The sequence below is a fragment of the Streptomyces sp. NBC_00690 genome (genome assembly GCF_036226685.1).
Classification (GTDB): domain Bacteria; phylum Actinomycetota; class Actinomycetes; order Streptomycetales; family Streptomycetaceae; genus Streptomyces.
This window is the reverse complement of sequence record NZ_CP109009.1, coordinates 7,457,371-7,473,530: the sequence shown is the minus strand read 5'-3', so window position 1 is coordinate 7,473,530 and position 16,160 is coordinate 7,457,371. Positions and strand designations below refer to the sequence as shown.

The following is a 16,160-nucleotide window of genomic DNA, read 5'->3' as shown; positions in this document are numbered from 1 at the left end:
GGCCTCCGCAACAGTGGGGGCTGTCTTCCTTTTCTCCATATAGAGCGCCGTCAAGCGCTCTTTGGCGTCGTCCTGGGTGCCGTACCCGCTCTCCTCGGACTGCCTGCCGAGAGCATTTCGCTAGCGGATCGAGTAGTGGTGCGGGCAGCGTGTCGGCTTGGCGCAGTCACAGATCTTGAAGAACGTGCCCATGCCATGGGCAAGCTGTCGTGCCACGAAGGATGCCTGCCGAACGGCCGGGAGGTCATCCGATCAGCCCCCCGGCGGTACGCCCTGAGTCCAGCGCCAGCAGGACTCAAACACGCCCCATGCTGACCAATTGCTGACCAAGACCCCTCAAGCATCGCCCTGACCTGCGAAAATGTCCAGACACACGGTCTTGGACTTAAACATGGTGCGCAGCATCGAGGCACCCCCAGAACTAGGCTCCAAGCCTGCGTTTTTGCAGGTCAAGGGCGGTCGCCTGTTCGGTCAGCTTTTCCCGTGTTTTTGAGGGCTGATGCTGACCATGCTGGCCAATAGCCGATTGCGTCCCCGTGCAACGTGCGAAGGAAGCACGGGGACGCGAGCAGCCGCCCTGCGGGCGGCGACTCTCACGCCGACCGTAGATCGAGTGGGATGGCGCGGCGCGTTGGTACGACCGAACGGCCTGGCGCCGTTCACTTCCCCGAAGCGGCGGAACCGCCCGTGCTCACATCCCGCCGGCGACCCTCATCACCGTGCCGGTGGCGTAGGAGGCGTCGTCCGAGAGCAGCCAGGCGACCGCGCCGGCGATCTCCTCGGGCCGGCCGGCGCGGCCCATGGGGACGATCGCCGCCACCTTGGCGGGCCGCTGCGGGTCGGCGTGGAAATCGGTCCAGATCGTCCCGGGGGCGACGCAGTTGACCCGGATGCCGTCGGCCGCCACCTCCTTGGACAGCCCGACCGTCATGGCGTCCACGGCGGCCTTCGCCGCCGCGTAGTGGACGTAGGTGCCTGGGCTGCCGAGAGTCGCGGCGGCGGAGGAAATGTTCACGATCGCCCCGCCCACCGTCATGTCGCCGATGGCCCGGCGGGCACACAGCAGGTATCCCAGGACGTTGACCTCCAGAGCCTGCCGCATCCCCTCCGGGTCGGCGCTGGCCAACGGTCCGACCGGACCGCTCACCCCGGCGTTGTTCACCAGTGCGGTGATCGGGCCCAACTGCGCGGCGGCGGTGTCGAACAGCCGGTCCACGTCCGCCGCGTCGGCGGTGTCGACCGCGACCGCGAAGGCCGCCCGGCCCAGCGCGCGCACCCCTTCGGCCACGCCCTCGGCCGCCTCGGCGTCCGACCGGTAGCCGATGGCGACGTCGTGTCCCTCGGCCGCCAGCCGCAGGCAGATCGCCGCGCCGATGCCCCGGCTGCCGCCGGTGACCACAGTCACCCGCTGCCGCTCTCCCTGTGCCGTCATGTCCGGCCCTCCGAGCTGGGCATATGAATGATCGACTCGGACAGCCACTCTACCCAGACAGCCTCCGCGTCGATCCCCACCTCAGCGCCCGCGTTCAGCCGATCGACAGCTCCTTCGCATGGCCGTCCCTACCTACCTGGAACGACCTCGTGCGGTCTCCGGGGGTGTCTTCGATCCGCCGGCACACCGTGCGACTCCGATGCTCTGCGCGGTCGGCGCCGCGTCAGATCAACCGCCTTTAAAGTGGCGGCCGTTGGCATGCGGGGCGGGGCGGACCAGGACGGGCAGACATGCACAGCGACAGGGTGAAGCAATCGCAGCCGGAGCGTCGTTTCGGGCCGTTCACGGTGCTCGGGGAATTGGCCAGTGGCGGGATGGGCAGGGTGTATCTGGCCACGTCCGCCGGCGGGCGGACGGTGGCGGTAAAGACGTTGCTGGCCGACGACGCGAGCGGCGTCGTCGCCCAGGCGGACCGGCGCCGCTTCGCCCGCGAGGTGGCGCTCGCGCAGCGTGTGCAGGGTGTCTACACCGCGAGTGTGGTCGCTGCGGACGCGCAGGCGTCGATGCCGTGGATGGCCACCGAGTACATTGCGGCCCCTTCCCTGCGAGACCTGGTGGCGAGGTGCGGAACCTTGCAACCGCGGGCCTTGTACTGGGTCGCCGCAGGTGTCGCGGAGGCGTTGCTGAGTATCCATGCCGCGGGGCTGGTGCACCGTGATGTGAAGCCGTCGAACGTTCTGCTTCCCATCGACGGCCCCCGGGTCATCGACTTCGGGATCTCCCATGCCATCGACATGACGAGGACCCAGGCCGTGCTGGGCACGGTCGCGTTCGCCGCACCCGAGCAGGCCCAGGGGCAGGCCACCACACCCGCCTCGGACGTCTTCTCGCTGGGCGCCACGCTTTTCCATCTGGCCGTCGGCCGGGCCCCTTACCGGGACGGCGGCTCCGGCCCGGCGATGGAACAACTGGTGCGGGCAGCGACCGGCGACCTCGACGTGTCCGGGCTGACGCCCGAACTCCACGCCCTGGTCCTGCCGTGTTTGGCGCTCGACCCAGCTGACCGCCCGACGCCAGCCCAGATCCTGGAGGACTGTGCAGGGCAGCTACGGCGCCAGCCGGCCGGCCGTGGCGGCAAGCATTGGCTGGACCCGGCCTGGACCAGCGAGATCGAACGGTATGGCGAGCGCCGGTCTCGGGAGGTGGAAGACGCGCGGCAACGGGTGGACCCAGACGCGGTGACCGGTCCGGTAGGAGCACCCGAGCGCACCACAGTGCAGCCACCCCCGCCCCAGCACGAGGCCCCGCCGCCCAGCCGACAGGGCAGGCAGAAACGCCTATGGGCCGTCGGCTCGGGGGCGGCAGTGGTCGTCATGGTGGGGGCGCTGCTGCTCTGGCAGCCCTGGCAAGGCGGCGGGCGGGCCGTCGCGCCGACGCACGAGCTGGTGGGCTTCTACGCCGTGGACAACAAAGTCGACGGCGTGTGCTCCACTGATCACCGCGGCGAAGCCGTGCTCGCTCCCGGTACCGAACCGGCACCTGCCTACACCGCTGACGACCGCAGCGCGTGTGCGACTGTCACCACGTCAGGCGGCCTGCAGGTGAGTCAGCTGGACGGCGTCCGCACCTTTGAGGACACCCAAGCGGGGCGGGACTGGATCGTCGAGGTCACCTTCAACAGCCAGGACGCCGCACTGTTCTCCGATCTGACCGGACAGGTCGCAGGCCAGCCGCAGCCACGCAACGAAATCGCCGTCGTCATGGGCGACCGGATGCTCGCCAACCCCGTCGTCATGCAACGCTTGACAGGCCGCACCCACCAGATCGCCACCCGCCTCACCAAAGTACAAGCCCAGATCCTGGCCGAGGCACTCGGCGCTCGCTGACACTACGGGCGGAGGTTGTCTCCCGTGGCAATTCCGCGAGCTTCATCAGTAGCTCGGGATGGTGGCCATAGCCAGTTTTCCGTTCGGCCGGTCGTTCCGGGCCGCCTGAGGGATCTTGAGGCCACGAGCAGCCCATGGCAGGCTCATGCCGCATGATCGATGAATTCGCGAAGGGCGCCCTGCACGGCAGGCTGCGGCGGGATCGCGAGGCGCTGCTCTGGAAGCTCGACGGCCTGTCCGAGTACGACGCCCGCCGACCTTTGACAGTAACCGGGACCAACCTCCTCGGCCTGGTCAAACACGTGGCCAGCGTCGAGGCCAGGTACTTGGGCGAGGTCTTCGACCGGCCGTCCCCGGAACCGCTGCCCCGGTGGCAGGACCACGACGGCAGCGATCTGTGGGCGGCTGAGGACGAGGCGAGCGAACAGATCATCCAGTCCTACCGGCGCACGTGGGAACACTCGGACGCGACCATCGACGAACTTGCCCTCGATGCCCCCGGCCACGTGCCGTGGTGGCCGGCGCCCTATCCCAACACGAACCTGTTCGCCATCTTGGTCCATGTCCTCGGCGAGACCAACCGGCATGCCGGGCACGCCGACATCCTGCGCGAAGGCGTGGACGGCCGAACCGGGATGCGCCCCGAACACGAGACGCAGATCGATGAGGACGCCCGTACTGCCTACTGCGCGAAGATCGAGCAGGCCGCCAGATCGGCCGCATCCATCAAGGCATAGAAGGGTGTCCCACGTGACTTGATGCTTGTTGTTCGAGCGGCATGCTGCGAGCCGTGAGTGCTGATCTAGGTCATCCCGCTCGCCGTTGCCGTGTCCGGTGCGAACACGCACAACAGTCTCGCCCTCATGCCGCTCCCTGCGTGCGAGATCGTTCGGGGGCCGGCGAGTACCCTGCCGGAATGATTCTGCCCACGGTCAATGAGGTACGCGCGCTGCACGAGCGGTACGCGCCGTCGCAGGAAGCACTCGATCTTGTGCTCACCCACTGCGAGATCGTCTGCGATATCGCCGCGCAGCTGGTGGCACGGACCGCCCTCCCCATCGACGGCGACCTCGTCCGTGTCGGCGCCCTGCTCCATGACATCGGCGTCTACCGGCTCTACGACCAGGCCGGTCGGCTCGATCACCGCAACTACATCCGTCATGGCGTCCTCGGCTACGAGATCCTTCGCGAGGAGGGATTCCCGGAGCCGCTACGCCGCTTCTGCTCCTGCCACACGGGTGTCGGCCTCACCCGGCACGACATACGAGAGCAGAAGCTCGGCATACCCGAAGCCGACTACTTGGCGGAGACCGTCGAAGAGCAACTGGTCATGTACGCGGACAAGTTCCACAGCAAGACGACACCTCCCACCTTCCTCACCGCGGACTCCTTTGCCGCACGGATGGAGAGGTTCGGCGCGGACAAGGTCCATGCATTCGGCGTTCTGCGTGCCCGATTCGGCGAACCCGACCTGACCTCGGCTAGGGCGCGGTACGGCCACGCGCTGGTATGAAGCCGGCAGCGCCGCATCCGTTGGGCCCGGCCGCCTCCCTGTGGCGATGAACTGCACAGTGTGAGTGGGGCGCGTCGGCATCAAGTCGTACGGGGCGCAGTTGTGGATCGGCCGTCGCAGCCCTTATGGGCTGTTCTTTGAGGTGTCACCGCTTGCCTGAGGGTTGCCTCGGCAGGAGGAAGACCGTCAGGGCCAATGCCGCCGCCCCGAGGACCCGCCAGCGCGGCAGGGACTCCGCCCAACCGCGGGCATCGTCCGGATCCGCGTAGAAAGCGAACTCCGCCGGCAACATGGCCAACACCAGTGCGAGGAAGGCCACTCCGCCCCCGCCCAACAGCCCCCCACCGAGCCCGCGGGTGAACCGTAGCCCGGTCAGCGCGAGCGCCACGGTGACCAGCGCCAAGATCAGACACTCGGCGGCCAGATCCACGAGGGGCAGGCCGGCGTGCACATCAGCCGGCAGAGCCATCGCCAACAGGGCGATGTCGAGCCACCATGCGGTGATCAGGGCCATCAGGCCGCCGACGATCCTCAGTAGCCGTCGAAGCCAACAAGGGGAGGGGCAGGCGGTGGTCATATCGCTGGCGGGATCGTCCAGGACGAAGGCAAGCCCCAGACCAGCGAGGACGGTCGCGAACCGCAGCAGCACGACCGCACCGCTGGGATCGGGCGGCAGCAGGAACACCGCGGCGCAGATCAGGGTTCCCACCAGCACGGCGAGCAGCAGGGGTACCGTGCGGGCCGCGCGGACCTCATGCGGGAGCAGTGGGCGTACGGTCCGCAGGGTGCGGCGTATCGACACCGAGGCGGTGTGGTGGTTCGGTGTGGCCCGCGGGGTCAGTGGGCGCATGAGGTGATGCTCTTCTCGGTGGAACTGGCCGGAGCGGGCGCTGGGACATCCAGGATGCGGGCCGCCTGAGCGGTGGTGGTGGCAGGGTGAGTCAGCTTGTCCCAGTTCCGTTTGACCACTGCACCGACCTCGTCGGCGGGCCGGTCCAGGAGGGTCAGCGCGATGGTGACGTCGTTGTGTTCCACGGCGGTCGATCCCAGGAACGAGCCGAAGTCGACCGTCAGACCGGTCTGGCGTTCCCTCGTCGAGCGGATGGCGATCTCGCTCTCCTCGGTCGCCTGGCCGGCGAGCCAGACGGTGAGGATGCCCCGGCCACCGCAGACCGTGCCGGGTTCGCCTTCGGAGGGGCCCTCGATGAGGCGCCGGGCGAGCGCGGTGACGAAGCCACTGACATCATCGTCGGCCTGGTCGGTGCCATTGCCCCAGTCCGTACCGACCGTTATCGCACCCGGGGTGCCCGCGCGTCGATCGTCCTCGGCCCAGTGATCGGGCCCTATCTCCATGAACACCTCGTTCTCGGGGACGATGGCCTCGACTCGCTGTCGTACGGCGAGGTGTTCTGGTCGTGCGCGATCCGGAATGCGGTGCAGCATGCCGTCCGCGACCTGGGCCCACTGTTGGTGCCGGTCGATGAACTCGGGGAAGGCACAGTAGGTGGCCACCCCCTTCCGGACACAGGTGTGGAGCACCGCCGGGGCCTCCACGGCCTGCTTGTTCGCGGTCGACACCGATGCGGGCGCAGGGCGCAGTTGGGCCGCTCCCGCCGCAAGCGTCCCGACGAGTGCCAGTACCGCAATGCCGCGTACCACCGGCCCGCGCTGTCCGGAGCGCAGCAGCGCTGCTGCTCCGAGGACGACCGTGAGCAGGAGGAGATAGAGCAGATGGAGTCCGGCCGGGCGGTCCAGCAGCGCGGTGGGCAGCGTGCCGCGCCCCTCGGAGTCGGAGGCGATCAGCCCCCAGCGTCGCCAGGGGGAATCGGTGTACTTGAAGATGGCTTCCCCGATGACGGACAGCCCCAAGAGGACCAGCGTGATCGGCCCTGCCGCCAGGGAACGGGTCATCGTGCCGATGAGTACGCCGAGGACTCCGGTGATCAGTACGAGAGCGGGTCCGGTGGCGAGTTCGGCCGCCGATGGGCTGCTCACGGCCCCGGGCAGGAGTGCGAGCCAGCCGAATCGAATGCCCGCGAGGGTCGCTACCAGGGCCACAACGGGGAGCAGCGCCAAAAGATGAGCCGCGGTGCGCTGGGCGGAGGTCAGGACGAGTGTCCCCAGCCAGGCGGCGGTGCCCTCGCGTGCGGGGCGTGTCACTGCGAGATGGGAGGCGAGAAGCACTCCCGCGGCCGGTATCAGCAGTTCCAGTTGAAGGAGTCGGTCCTCGTCGTGGAGCACCGGGTACTCGGTGATTCCGCTGGCCGTCGGGTAGCCCCAGGCGATCAGACAGAGGGCGAGCGATACCAGCACGGCCGGGTGGCGCAGCAGTCGGCGTGCCTCGAACCAGGCCAGGGCGCGGACCGAGGCCGAGGCGGTGGTCAGCGGCGATGTGGTGGGGCGGGCTTGCTCGGTCATGGTCATTCCGCTGCTCCGTCCGAGGTGGAGTTCAGCAGCAGATAGGCGTCTTCAAGGGTGGGTTCGGCCAACTCGGCGTCGGGTGGCGGGGTGCCGATGTTGCGGTAGGTGTTGGTACGGGTGCGCCAGCCGGCGATGGCGCCCGGGGCGCGCTCCCCGCTGATCCAGACCCGACCGCGGGCGATGTCGCACAGCGCTTCCGGGGTGTCGTCGCGGCGGATGCGTCCCCCTCCCATCACCACCACGCGGTGGCAGAGTGCGGTGACGTCCTCTGTCTGGTGAGTGGAGAGCAGTACCGTTCGGTTGGCGCCGAGTTCGGAGATCAGATCGCGGAATCGAAGCCGTTGCTCCGGGTCGAGACCCACGGTCGGCTCATCGAGGATGAGCAGCTCCGGTTCTCCGATGAGTGCGGCGGCAAGGGTGACCCGCTGGCGCATGCCTCCGGAGAGCGACTTCATCTTCTTGCCTCGCTCCTGGCTCAGTCCTACGGCGGCCAGTACCCGTCGGACTTCGTCATGGCGTCCGGCCCGTTCGGTGTGTTCCTTGAGGATGGCGATGTAGTCGACGAACTCGAAGGCGGTGAAGTGCCGGTGGAACCCTGGGGTCTGGGGCAGATAGCCCAGCCGGCGGCGGATCTCCTGCCGTTCGGCGGGGACCAGGGGATTTCTACCGGCTATCCGAACGTCCCCCCGGTCGGGGACCAGGGCTGTGGCGAAGATGCGGAGCAGGGTCGTCTTGCCCGCGCCATTGGGACCGAGGAGACCGATGACTCCGGTGGACAGCGTCAGTGAGACTCCGTCGAGAGCGAGCGTCCCACGGAAGCGGACGGTCAGTCCGGCTACGGATGTGCTGGTCGAAGGGGGTGCGGCGGTGGCGATGGGTGAGAGCGGTGGGTGTTTCACAGACGGATGCCCTTCTCGAAGTCGAAGTCGGCGCGTAGCAGGATCAGCAGGGTCAGGGCGAGGAGGAGGAGTACGGCGAGTACGGACTGCCCGGGGAGGGAGAACAGGGCTCCGGAGTGTCGAGTGAGGGTCATTGCGCTCAGCCAGGCGACCGTGGTGGTGATCGCGGCGGGCAGTGATCCCATGCGGGGCAGCAGCAGGAGGCTGGTGACGGTCAGCAGACAGGACGGCAACAGCCAGGCGAAGGCCGCCGGACCGGTTTCGGGGAGTGCGAGGGACGCGGCGGCGGTCATGACGGCGGTGGTGGCCAGGACGACTGCGGTACGCAGGAGAACGAGACGGAAGGCGCTGGGCGCCGAGATCCTGCCCAGTTCGAACCCGGGGTCCAGACGGCCGCCGAGTGTGCCGGCGATCCCGGCCGCGGGAAGCAGTGGTGCAATGGTCAGGAAGATGAGTGGCGGCCCTCCGGGTTCGGCGAGCCGCGCGGTCAGTGCCGCAAAGACCAGGGTCAGACAGGTACCGAGGAGCCAGGTGGCCCGCAGCGCCGGGGTTGCGGTCAGCAGTCGTGCGGCGTGGTCGGGGATGCCGAGGGCGAGGAGCGCTCGCTCCCAGGGGCCGGGGACGGGGATGTCGAGGCTCTGGTCGAGGGCCTGCCAGTTGCGTTCCACCGTGGCGGTGTCGACGAGGGGGGCCAGTCGGGAGCGGCAGGAGGCGCAGTGGTGGAGGTGGGGTTCGAGGCGTTGTCGGGCATCCGGCGGGAGGGTGCCGAGCGCGTAGTGGCGCAGGGCCTCACCGGGAGGATGGGAGGTCGGGGGGTGTTCCATCAACGCTGCCTCTCTGCTGGGTGGTGCGGTATGGCCTCGTCAGGGTGGGGCGGTGGCTGCGCGGGTCCTGTCGGTTCTGTTCCGTCCGCGAGTTCCGCTCGGAGTCGTCTACGGGCTCGCTGGGCCCTCGACTTGACGGTTCCGGTGGGGAGTCGCAGTTTCTGGGCGGTCTGTTGGGTGGTCAGTCCGTCGAGGACGGTGGCCTGGAGGACGTCCTGGAGATCCGGGGGAAGCCTGCTGAGCGCCGCGCGTACCGGTCCGAACTCGCCCGAGTCCAACGCCTGCTCCTCGGCCGAGGGCGTGGGGGAGCGTCGGAAGGCGTCGAGTGCCCGCTGTATCCGGCTGCGGCTGCCATGGGTGCGGGCGGCATCGGCGAGGCGGCGGGCGGCGATCCGCCAGAGCCACCCGGCGAAGTCCTGTACTTCGGGCTGCCGTCCCTCGGTGCAGCGGCGCCAGATGGAGAGGAATGCCTCCTGGACGATGTCGTCGAGTTCGGCGGGGTCGGCGCACCGGTACTGCAACCGCGCGGTGAGCCAGGGCGCATAGCGGCGGTACAGCGCCTCGAATGCGGCCCGGTCACGCTCTCGCAGCGCGGCGAGCAGCTCGGCGTCGTCGGGTTGGTCGCCCGTTGTGACGTTCACATCTCCTCGTCGGGAACGGAGGCCGGATCGGTTCGCAGAATGGAAGTGACGTGCGTCACTCAGCGAGAGTAGACGGGGTGTCTACAGTCGCCCCGAGCCCGGCGGCGTTGGCATGCCGCGGTTCTCCGGTCGCTCCGTTGAGCGGAATACTCTGGGGGAATGACTGAGCGGGCGATGCAAGAACTGGCACTGCTGGTGCTGACGGCCCTGGCCGACGCACCCCGACACGGGTATGCGATTGCCCAGGAGATCAAGGGCATCACCGACGGCCGAGTCGCCCCACGTACCGGGGCGCTCTACGGGGCACTGGACCGGCTGGTCGCGGAGGGGCTGATCGAGGTGAGCCAGGAGGAAGTGGTCGACGGCAGGGCACGGCGAGTCTTCGCCCTCGCCCCCGACGGCAGGGAGCGGCTGACCCTGGAGACCGAGCGGCTCGCCACGGCCGTACGGGAGGCCAGACGGCGACTGGGGATCGACGGCGCACCGGTGATGAGGTGATCGACCGGCTGCTGTTGCTGTATCCCTCCGGCTATCGGGCCGCATACGGACCGGAGATCGCCGATACCTATCGGGAGATGACGAGGGGGGCGCCGCGCGGGGCGCGGCTGCGGGAGGGCTTCGATCTGGCAGCACACGCGTTGCGCGTTCGGTTCCAGCTCGGGTCGGCCGATCCGCTGGGGCGCTTCCTCGCATCGGCCGCACCGTTCGCGCTGGCCGCCGCGGCGGCGAGTGCCGGTAGCCAATTGCTGCGCTGGTGCACCTCGATCGTCGTCTCTCCGACTCCGTGGATGCTGTCGATTCGGACCCTGGACCATGTCGGCGCGCTGAGCCTGCTGTTCTCCCTCCTCGTGTGCATCGGCACCATTGTCGCCCTCACCGGACGCTGGGCCGTGGGCGTGGCAGCGGCGGTGTGCGGACTGTGCGGAACGGCCGGCCTCGCACTGTCGGTGGAGTGGCTCTTCGGGGATCGGGTGATCGTCCCACTGGCGGCGTTGCTCACGGTCGCCGTGGTGCTGGCCTGTCCCGCTGACCTGCGCCCCGATGGAAGCGCAGCGGCAGCGGCCGGAGCCATGGCATGGGCCGCTTGGCTACCCGCGGCCGTGGTGGAGACTCGGATCGTCCAGGGCGTGAGCACGCACTACGGCGCCTGGCCGCTGTTGGCCCTCTCTGTGACGGGAGTCGTGCTTGCGCTGCGTGCGCAATCATCCGGCGTGCGCACGATGGGTGCCATGGCCGTGGCCTCCCCACCCTTCATCGCCCATGCCTATGTCATGGCGTGGCACGACCTACGACCTGTTGCCGCGATGGTTCTGGTGTTCCCTGCCGCTGTGGTGATCACTGCGGCCGTCGCGCGAGCGCGCCGCTCCTACTGAGCCGGTGCGTCACCTCAGCCGTCCTTCCGCGAAGGGCGGCTGTCGTCGTGTGGACAGGTCTCAGTTCACAGGGGCGTGGGCCGACCGCTCTCGACATAGTCACTTCAACGGAATACTCTCGTGAGCGTTCTATGTGGTCTCCCCATCGAGCCACCGCGCCAGACTCACCGCCCCGGCCGACCCGATGGAGCCGGCGGCCGTGCGCAACCGTTCCGACCCAAGCGAAAGGGCGCCCCGAGGTGCCGTTCACCCTGTCCCACCCAGCGGCGGTCGTCCCGCTGCTGCGCCGCCCCTTCGTGCCCGTGGCCCTGGTCATGGGCGCGATGGCGCCCGACCTCCCGTACTTCCTTCAGGCCCTGCGCATCTCGGTCAGCGCCGGTGACTGGTACGGCCCCTTCCTCAATGCCACCACGTCCCACTCGCTGACCGGCGTCCTGACGGTCACACTTCCTTGCACGCTCGTCCTGGTCGCCGGCTACTGGCTGCTACGGGGACCGGTTGCCGGATTGCTTCCCGCGCACCTGGTACCCCCGGCACCCATGGTGCCGAACAGCGCAGTTGCGAAGATCCGCTACGGGGCATGGCTACTGCTGTCCGCCCTGATCGGTATCGCAACCCATCTTGTGTGGGACTCCTTCACACACTTCGATGGATATGTCGTTGCCCAGGTGGCGCTTCTGCGGGAACCGGTGGCGGGCGGTCTGACGCCGGCCCGGCTGCTCCAGCACCTGAGCACCGCAATCGGGCTGACGGTCCTTGGCGCACACCTCTGGCGCCGTCGATTTGATCGGCGCACTCCGCGATCAGGCGGATCCGATGTGCTCACTCCCACGATCAGATGGAGCGTGACGGCAATTCTCGGAGGGGCCGCCCTCTTGGGCGCCGCTGCCCACAGCCGAGGCATCGATGCCCATCGCCGGTTGACCGTCGTGGACACCAGCCGTCCGCTCACCACAGAACTCGGCGATGGCGCGACCTCGATCACCTATCCCACCCGGACGGAGACCGCACCCTGGCACACGGTCGCCGAAGGCATGCTGTCCGACGCCGCAAAGGGTGCGGGGGCCTCCCTCACAGCCGCCCTGCTGTTGTACGCAATCGCCTGGCATCTCCATCGATCGCTCCGCCCGTCACGGAGGGCAGGAACCGAAGCACAACCCGACACAGCAGCTGTGCCCGAGGGCAGCGACACCGAAAGGACCGTAACAAGTTGATGCCTCGCACCACGGCCCGATCGATATCACCGGGGGATGGCAGTCTTCGTCTTTCCGCATGGTTACCCACACGGGTTCCACGTTGATTGCGTGATAGCCAGAAACCCGCAGTTCGCATACGTGGGCGCCGCGATATCGCGGACAAGGTTGACTTCGGAGCAGTCAGCCAGATGTGTCCTTTCATTGAGGTCGACTCCCTTCCTCGGCATACTGCGTCGCCTTGGGGCGAGGTGTGCTCACACCTCCGCCTCTTTGGTCTCATTGATGCCTTTCGGCTTTCTAGACAGCTGGGGGAGATATGCACAGACGAATGAGAAGACAGTGCGCCGCGACAGTGGCGATGGCGACCTCCATGGCCCTTGCCATGGGCTTAACGGCCCTCGCTTCAGCGGACGGGGCAAACGGTGCTGCCGAGCCATTGAGGGCCCTGCCCCTCTCCGCCCTGAGCCTCGCCGCGAAGCCCGCCGACCAGAGCACGGACCTCGCATCCCATCACCGCATCACCCTCATCACCGGCGATCAGGTTTTCGTCGACGCAGAGGGGCGGACAGTGGGTTTCCAGCCGGCCAAGGGCCGTGAGCGGATACCCGTACAGACCCGGACCATCGACGGTCACACCCTGGTCATACCCGTCGACGCGCGACCGCTTGTGGAAAGCGGCCAGGTGGACCGGCGATTCTTCGACATCACCGAGTTGGGCAAACCCGCCTATCGCAAGGCCCATCGCAACGGTCTGCGGGTGATCGTGGCCTACCGGGGTACGGCCACCGGCAGCAAGGCCAAGGTGCGTTCGGCTGACGACACCGATGTTCGCAGGTCCTTCAAGTCACTGAACGCGGACGCCGTCACAGCTTCGCCGAGCGGCGCGTCCGACCTCTGGAATGCGCTCACCGACACCTCGGTCCACGGCAAGCGGAGCACCGCCGCTGGCATCCGTCAGATATGGCTGGACACCGTTCGTCAGGCGACGCTCAAGACCAGTGCCGCGCAGATCGGTGCTCCGACAGCATGGGCCGCCGGCTATGACGGCAAGGGCGTCAAGATCGCCGTGCTGGACAGCGGTGTCGACACCACACATCAGGACCTCAAGAGCCAGGTGAGCGCGGAGAAGAACTTCAGTGCGTCCGCCGACGCCAAGGACCGCTATGGGCATGGAACCCATGTGGCGTCCATCGCCGCGGGTACCGGTGCCACCGCGGGCGGCCTGTACAAGGGAGTAGCGCCGGGGGCCACACTACTGAGCGGCAAGGTCCTCGACGACCAGGGCGCGGGCGACGATTCCAGCATCATCGCCGGGATCGACTGGGCGGTCTCACAGGGCGCCGACATCATCAACCTCAGCCTGGGCGGCCGGGACAGCCCCGGGATCGACGCCTTGGAAGCACACGTGAACCAGGTGTCCGAGGCCAAGGGCGTCCTCTTCGCCATCGCGGCAGGCAACAGCGGTAAGCAGAGCCTCAATTCACCGGGCACTGCTGATGCGGCACTCACCGTCGGCGCAGTGGACAGCGCCGACCAGCTCGCGCACTTCTCCAGCACCGGGCCGCGGTTGGGCGATGGGGCGATCAAGCCGGATGTGACCGGACCCGGGGTCGACATCACGGCCGCAGCCGCACCAGGCAGTGTCATCGAGCAGAGCACCGGCCAGAACCCGGCCGGATACCTCTCCATCTCCGGTACGTCCATGGCCACCCCGCACGCCGCCGGCGCAGCCGCACTACTGAAGCAGCGCCATCCCAACTGGACGTACCGCGAACTGAAGGCGGCACTCACCGGGTCGACGAAGAGCGTGTCGGGATCGCCATTCGAGCAGGGCAGTGGCCGTATCCAAGTGGACCGGGCACTTTCCCAGACAGTGATCGCCGATCCGGTGTCAGTGGGATTCGGGAAGGTGCCGTGGCCGCACACCGATGACATCCCCATCACCAGGGCCGTGACCTACCGCAATCTCAGCACCGAAGACATCGCCCTCGATCTGGTGGCCACAGGGCTCGACCCCCAGGGCAATCCCGCCCCAGCCGGATTCTTCGCACTGTCGGCGTCGCAGCTGACCGTTCCGGCCGGAGGAAAGGCATCGGTCGACCTCACGGCGGACACCAGACACGGTGGCGGCGTTCACGGCACGTACTTCGCGCATCTCACCGCCAGTGGAGGTGGTCAGACCGTACGGACAATGGCGGCTGTCGAGCGCGAGGACGAGTCCTATGAGTTGACCATCAAGCACATCGGGCACGACGGCAGCACCACCCGGATCTTCTTCGATCACGTCATCGGTGTCAAAGGTCCGGCCGAAGGTACGGACGTTTGGACGGGGTACGACCCCTCGGGCACGACCAAGGTCCGTGTGCCATCGGGGTCCTACATCCTCAACACCGACTTCTATGATCCGAACGATGTGAATCAACGAGTCGACTGGATCAGCCAGCCGAAACTGAGCATCACGGGAGACACCACGGTGACCGTCGATGTGCGGACCGCCCGACGGGTCGACATCACCGTGCCGGACCCAACTGCCCGCTCGATCATCGCGATGGCGGGCTTCGACCTGACCGTGGCCAAGGATCGAGACTACGGATTCGCTTGGATGGTTGAGAGCTATGACCACTTCTACCGCGGTCATCTCGGCCCGCGGATCACGGACGGTTCGCTGAGGCAGCAATGGGATGGACACTGGGTGAGACCGGACGCCACCTCGTACCACACCACCGCATCCAGTCGTGGGCAACGCATCGCGACGGGCCACACCAAACGTTACGGTGCCCATGAGTTCGCCACGATCAAGCCCGTGGCGGGAGCCTCCGCACCACAGAAGCGCGGCACGGTGGCGGCCACGGGTTGGGCGCCGGAGTCCGATTTCGCCTCGTCCACCCCCGTCGCCATTCCCAAGACACTGCCGGGCACCCGCACGTTGTACGTCTCGACGGCGGACGGCGTCCGATGGGATCTGCTGTTCCAGCAGGTCGACGCGACTGACATTCCCGAGGTGGACTTCACACTCGCAGAGCCCCAGAAGTTCACGGCCGGCAAGACGTACAGCAAAACGTTCAATGTGGGAATCTTCGGCCCTCGGATCGACCGCGACTACGGCCTGTTCCGCGATGGCGACCTGCTCCACGGCCGACTGCCGGTCCTTGCCGACGGTCGGTCACATCCGGGGTCATCGAAGCTCACCTCCGCGAAGACGACCCTGTACCAGGGATCGACCAAGATCGGCGAGAATGCGATCCCACCGTTCGGCAAGGCTTCCGTGTTCAGCATGCCGGCCGAGCCGGGGAACTATCGACTGACCACATCCGTGACCCGCAGCGCACAGGTGGGTCGGGCGTCCAGCAGGGTCGACGCGAGTTGGTCGTTCCCGTCGAAGAGCACTGCGTCCCGTACCCAGCTCCCCGCTTCCACGGTCCATTTCGCCACGGCCCTGGGCCTGGACAGCACGGCACCTGCCGGAAAATCCCAGTCCGTCTCGGTTCAGGTGCAGGGTGCGGCCGAGGGACGCAACCTCGCGTCCCTCGCGGTGTACGCGTCGTACGACTACGGCAAGAGCTGGAAGAGGCTGACGGTCGCCAAGGGCAAGGTGTCCGTGAAGAACCCGGCCGAGGGCAAGGGCATCTCCTTGCGCGCCAACGTCACCGACAAGAACGGCAATAGATCCACGGTCTCGATCTTCGACGCCTACTTCGGCAGCTGAGACAGGCGCCCTCAGACAACGGTGGTAGGGCGGTCCGTCAGAACCACCGAGGTTCTGACGGACCGTCTCACGACAAGCTCGCGGTCACCGCCACCACTAGCGCTCTCCAGTTCGGCCCCGCCTGCTCCACCGTGAGCGACGGTGAGCTTACGGCCGAGGCGAGGTCGGATGTGCGGGCCGCGTCGTGAGGCCGGCCGTATCCGCAGCCTCGTCACGCGGACGGGTAGCGCGCGTGCGGCAGTCGCCCTACACCCGGGCGCGTCAGATGT

At 67.7% G+C, this 16,160-nt stretch carries 13 protein-coding genes; 7 read left to right on the top strand and 6 right to left on the bottom strand.

What is annotated here, in order from left to right:
* Positions 1-691 precede the first annotated feature (691 nt).
* Positions 692-1,432 (bottom strand): SDR family oxidoreductase, encoded by a 741-nt coding sequence (locus tag OID54_RS32480; protein WP_329025420.1) that lies wholly within the window; start codon positions 1,430-1,432, stop codon positions 692-694.
* Between the two features lie 290 nt (positions 1,433-1,722).
* Between OID54_RS32480 and OID54_RS32475 the strand changes: the two genes are divergently transcribed.
* The 3 genes from OID54_RS32475 to OID54_RS32465 all read left to right on the top strand — a co-directional run bounded on the left by OID54_RS32475 (position 1,723) and on the right by OID54_RS32465 (position 4,831).
* The gene (locus OID54_RS32475) at positions 1,723-3,318 is read left to right on the top strand and encodes a serine/threonine-protein kinase (protein ID WP_329025419.1); all 1,596 of its coding nucleotides are present in this window, start codon (positions 1,723-1,725) and stop codon (positions 3,316-3,318) included.
* A 152-nt stretch (positions 3,319-3,470) separates the two neighbouring features.
* A complete protein-coding gene (locus tag OID54_RS32470; RefSeq protein ID WP_329025417.1) occupies positions 3,471-4,055 on the top strand; it encodes a DinB family protein in 585 nt (194 codons plus the stop codon).
* Positions 4,056-4,234: 179 nt separating this feature from the next.
* Positions 4,235-4,831: an HD domain-containing protein gene (locus OID54_RS32465; protein ID WP_329025416.1), complete on the top strand. Its 597-nt coding sequence runs from the start codon at positions 4,235-4,237 to the stop codon at positions 4,829-4,831.
* A 145-nt stretch (positions 4,832-4,976) separates the two neighbouring features.
* Here OID54_RS32465 and OID54_RS32460 read toward each other — a convergent pair whose 3' ends face one another.
* The 5 genes from OID54_RS32460 to OID54_RS32440 are packed head-to-tail and all read right to left on the bottom strand — an operon-like array spanning position 4,977 to position 9,616.
* Positions 4,977-5,681 (bottom strand): hypothetical protein, encoded by a 705-nt coding sequence (locus tag OID54_RS32460; RefSeq protein WP_329025414.1) that lies wholly within the window; start codon positions 5,679-5,681, stop codon positions 4,977-4,979.
* Positions 5,669-7,249, bottom strand: coding sequence for an ABC transporter permease (locus OID54_RS32455; protein WP_329025413.1), 1,581 nt, complete (start codon positions 7,247-7,249; stop codon positions 5,669-5,671). Before OID54_RS32455 ends, OID54_RS32460 begins: the two co-directional genes overlap by 13 nt.
* 2 nt (positions 7,250-7,251) lie before the next feature.
* Complete coding sequence (locus tag OID54_RS32450) at positions 7,252-8,151, bottom strand: ABC transporter ATP-binding protein (protein ID WP_329025411.1); 900 nt, start codon at positions 8,149-8,151, stop codon at positions 7,252-7,254.
* Positions 8,148-8,975: a zf-HC2 domain-containing protein gene (locus tag OID54_RS32445; RefSeq protein WP_329025409.1), complete on the bottom strand. Its 828-nt coding sequence runs from the start codon at positions 8,973-8,975 to the stop codon at positions 8,148-8,150. The genes OID54_RS32450 and OID54_RS32445 overlap by 4 nt, the downstream gene beginning before the upstream one ends.
* Positions 8,975-9,616 carry an RNA polymerase sigma factor gene (locus OID54_RS32440; RefSeq protein WP_329025407.1) on the bottom strand — a complete coding sequence of 214 codons (642 nt, stop codon included), beginning with the start codon at positions 9,614-9,616 and terminating at the stop codon, positions 8,975-8,977. Before OID54_RS32440 ends, OID54_RS32445 begins: the two co-directional genes overlap by 1 nt.
* Positions 9,617-9,775: 159 nt before the next feature.
* Here OID54_RS32440 and OID54_RS32435 point away from each other — a divergent pair, with 159 nt between their 5' ends.
* The 4 genes from OID54_RS32435 (at position 9,776) to OID54_RS32420 (ending at position 15,891) form a co-directional block, all read left to right on the top strand.
* Positions 9,776-10,114, top strand: coding sequence for a PadR family transcriptional regulator (locus tag OID54_RS32435; RefSeq protein ID WP_329025405.1), 339 nt, complete (start codon positions 9,776-9,778; stop codon positions 10,112-10,114).
* The gene (locus tag OID54_RS32430; RefSeq protein ID WP_329025403.1) at positions 10,111-10,989 is read left to right on the top strand and encodes a hypothetical protein; all 879 of its coding nucleotides are present in this window, start codon (positions 10,111-10,113) and stop codon (positions 10,987-10,989) included. The genes OID54_RS32435 and OID54_RS32430 overlap by 4 nt, the downstream gene beginning before the upstream one ends.
* Before the next feature lie 239 nt (positions 10,990-11,228).
* Positions 11,229-12,203 carry a DUF4184 family protein gene (locus tag OID54_RS32425; RefSeq protein WP_329025401.1) on the top strand — a complete coding sequence of 325 codons (975 nt, stop codon included), beginning with the start codon at positions 11,229-11,231 and terminating at the stop codon, positions 12,201-12,203.
* 310 nt (positions 12,204-12,513) lie between these two features.
* A complete protein-coding gene (locus tag OID54_RS32420; RefSeq protein ID WP_329025399.1) occupies positions 12,514-15,891 on the top strand; it encodes a S8 family peptidase in 3,378 nt (1,125 codons plus the stop codon).
* Positions 15,892-16,160 lie beyond the last annotated feature (269 nt).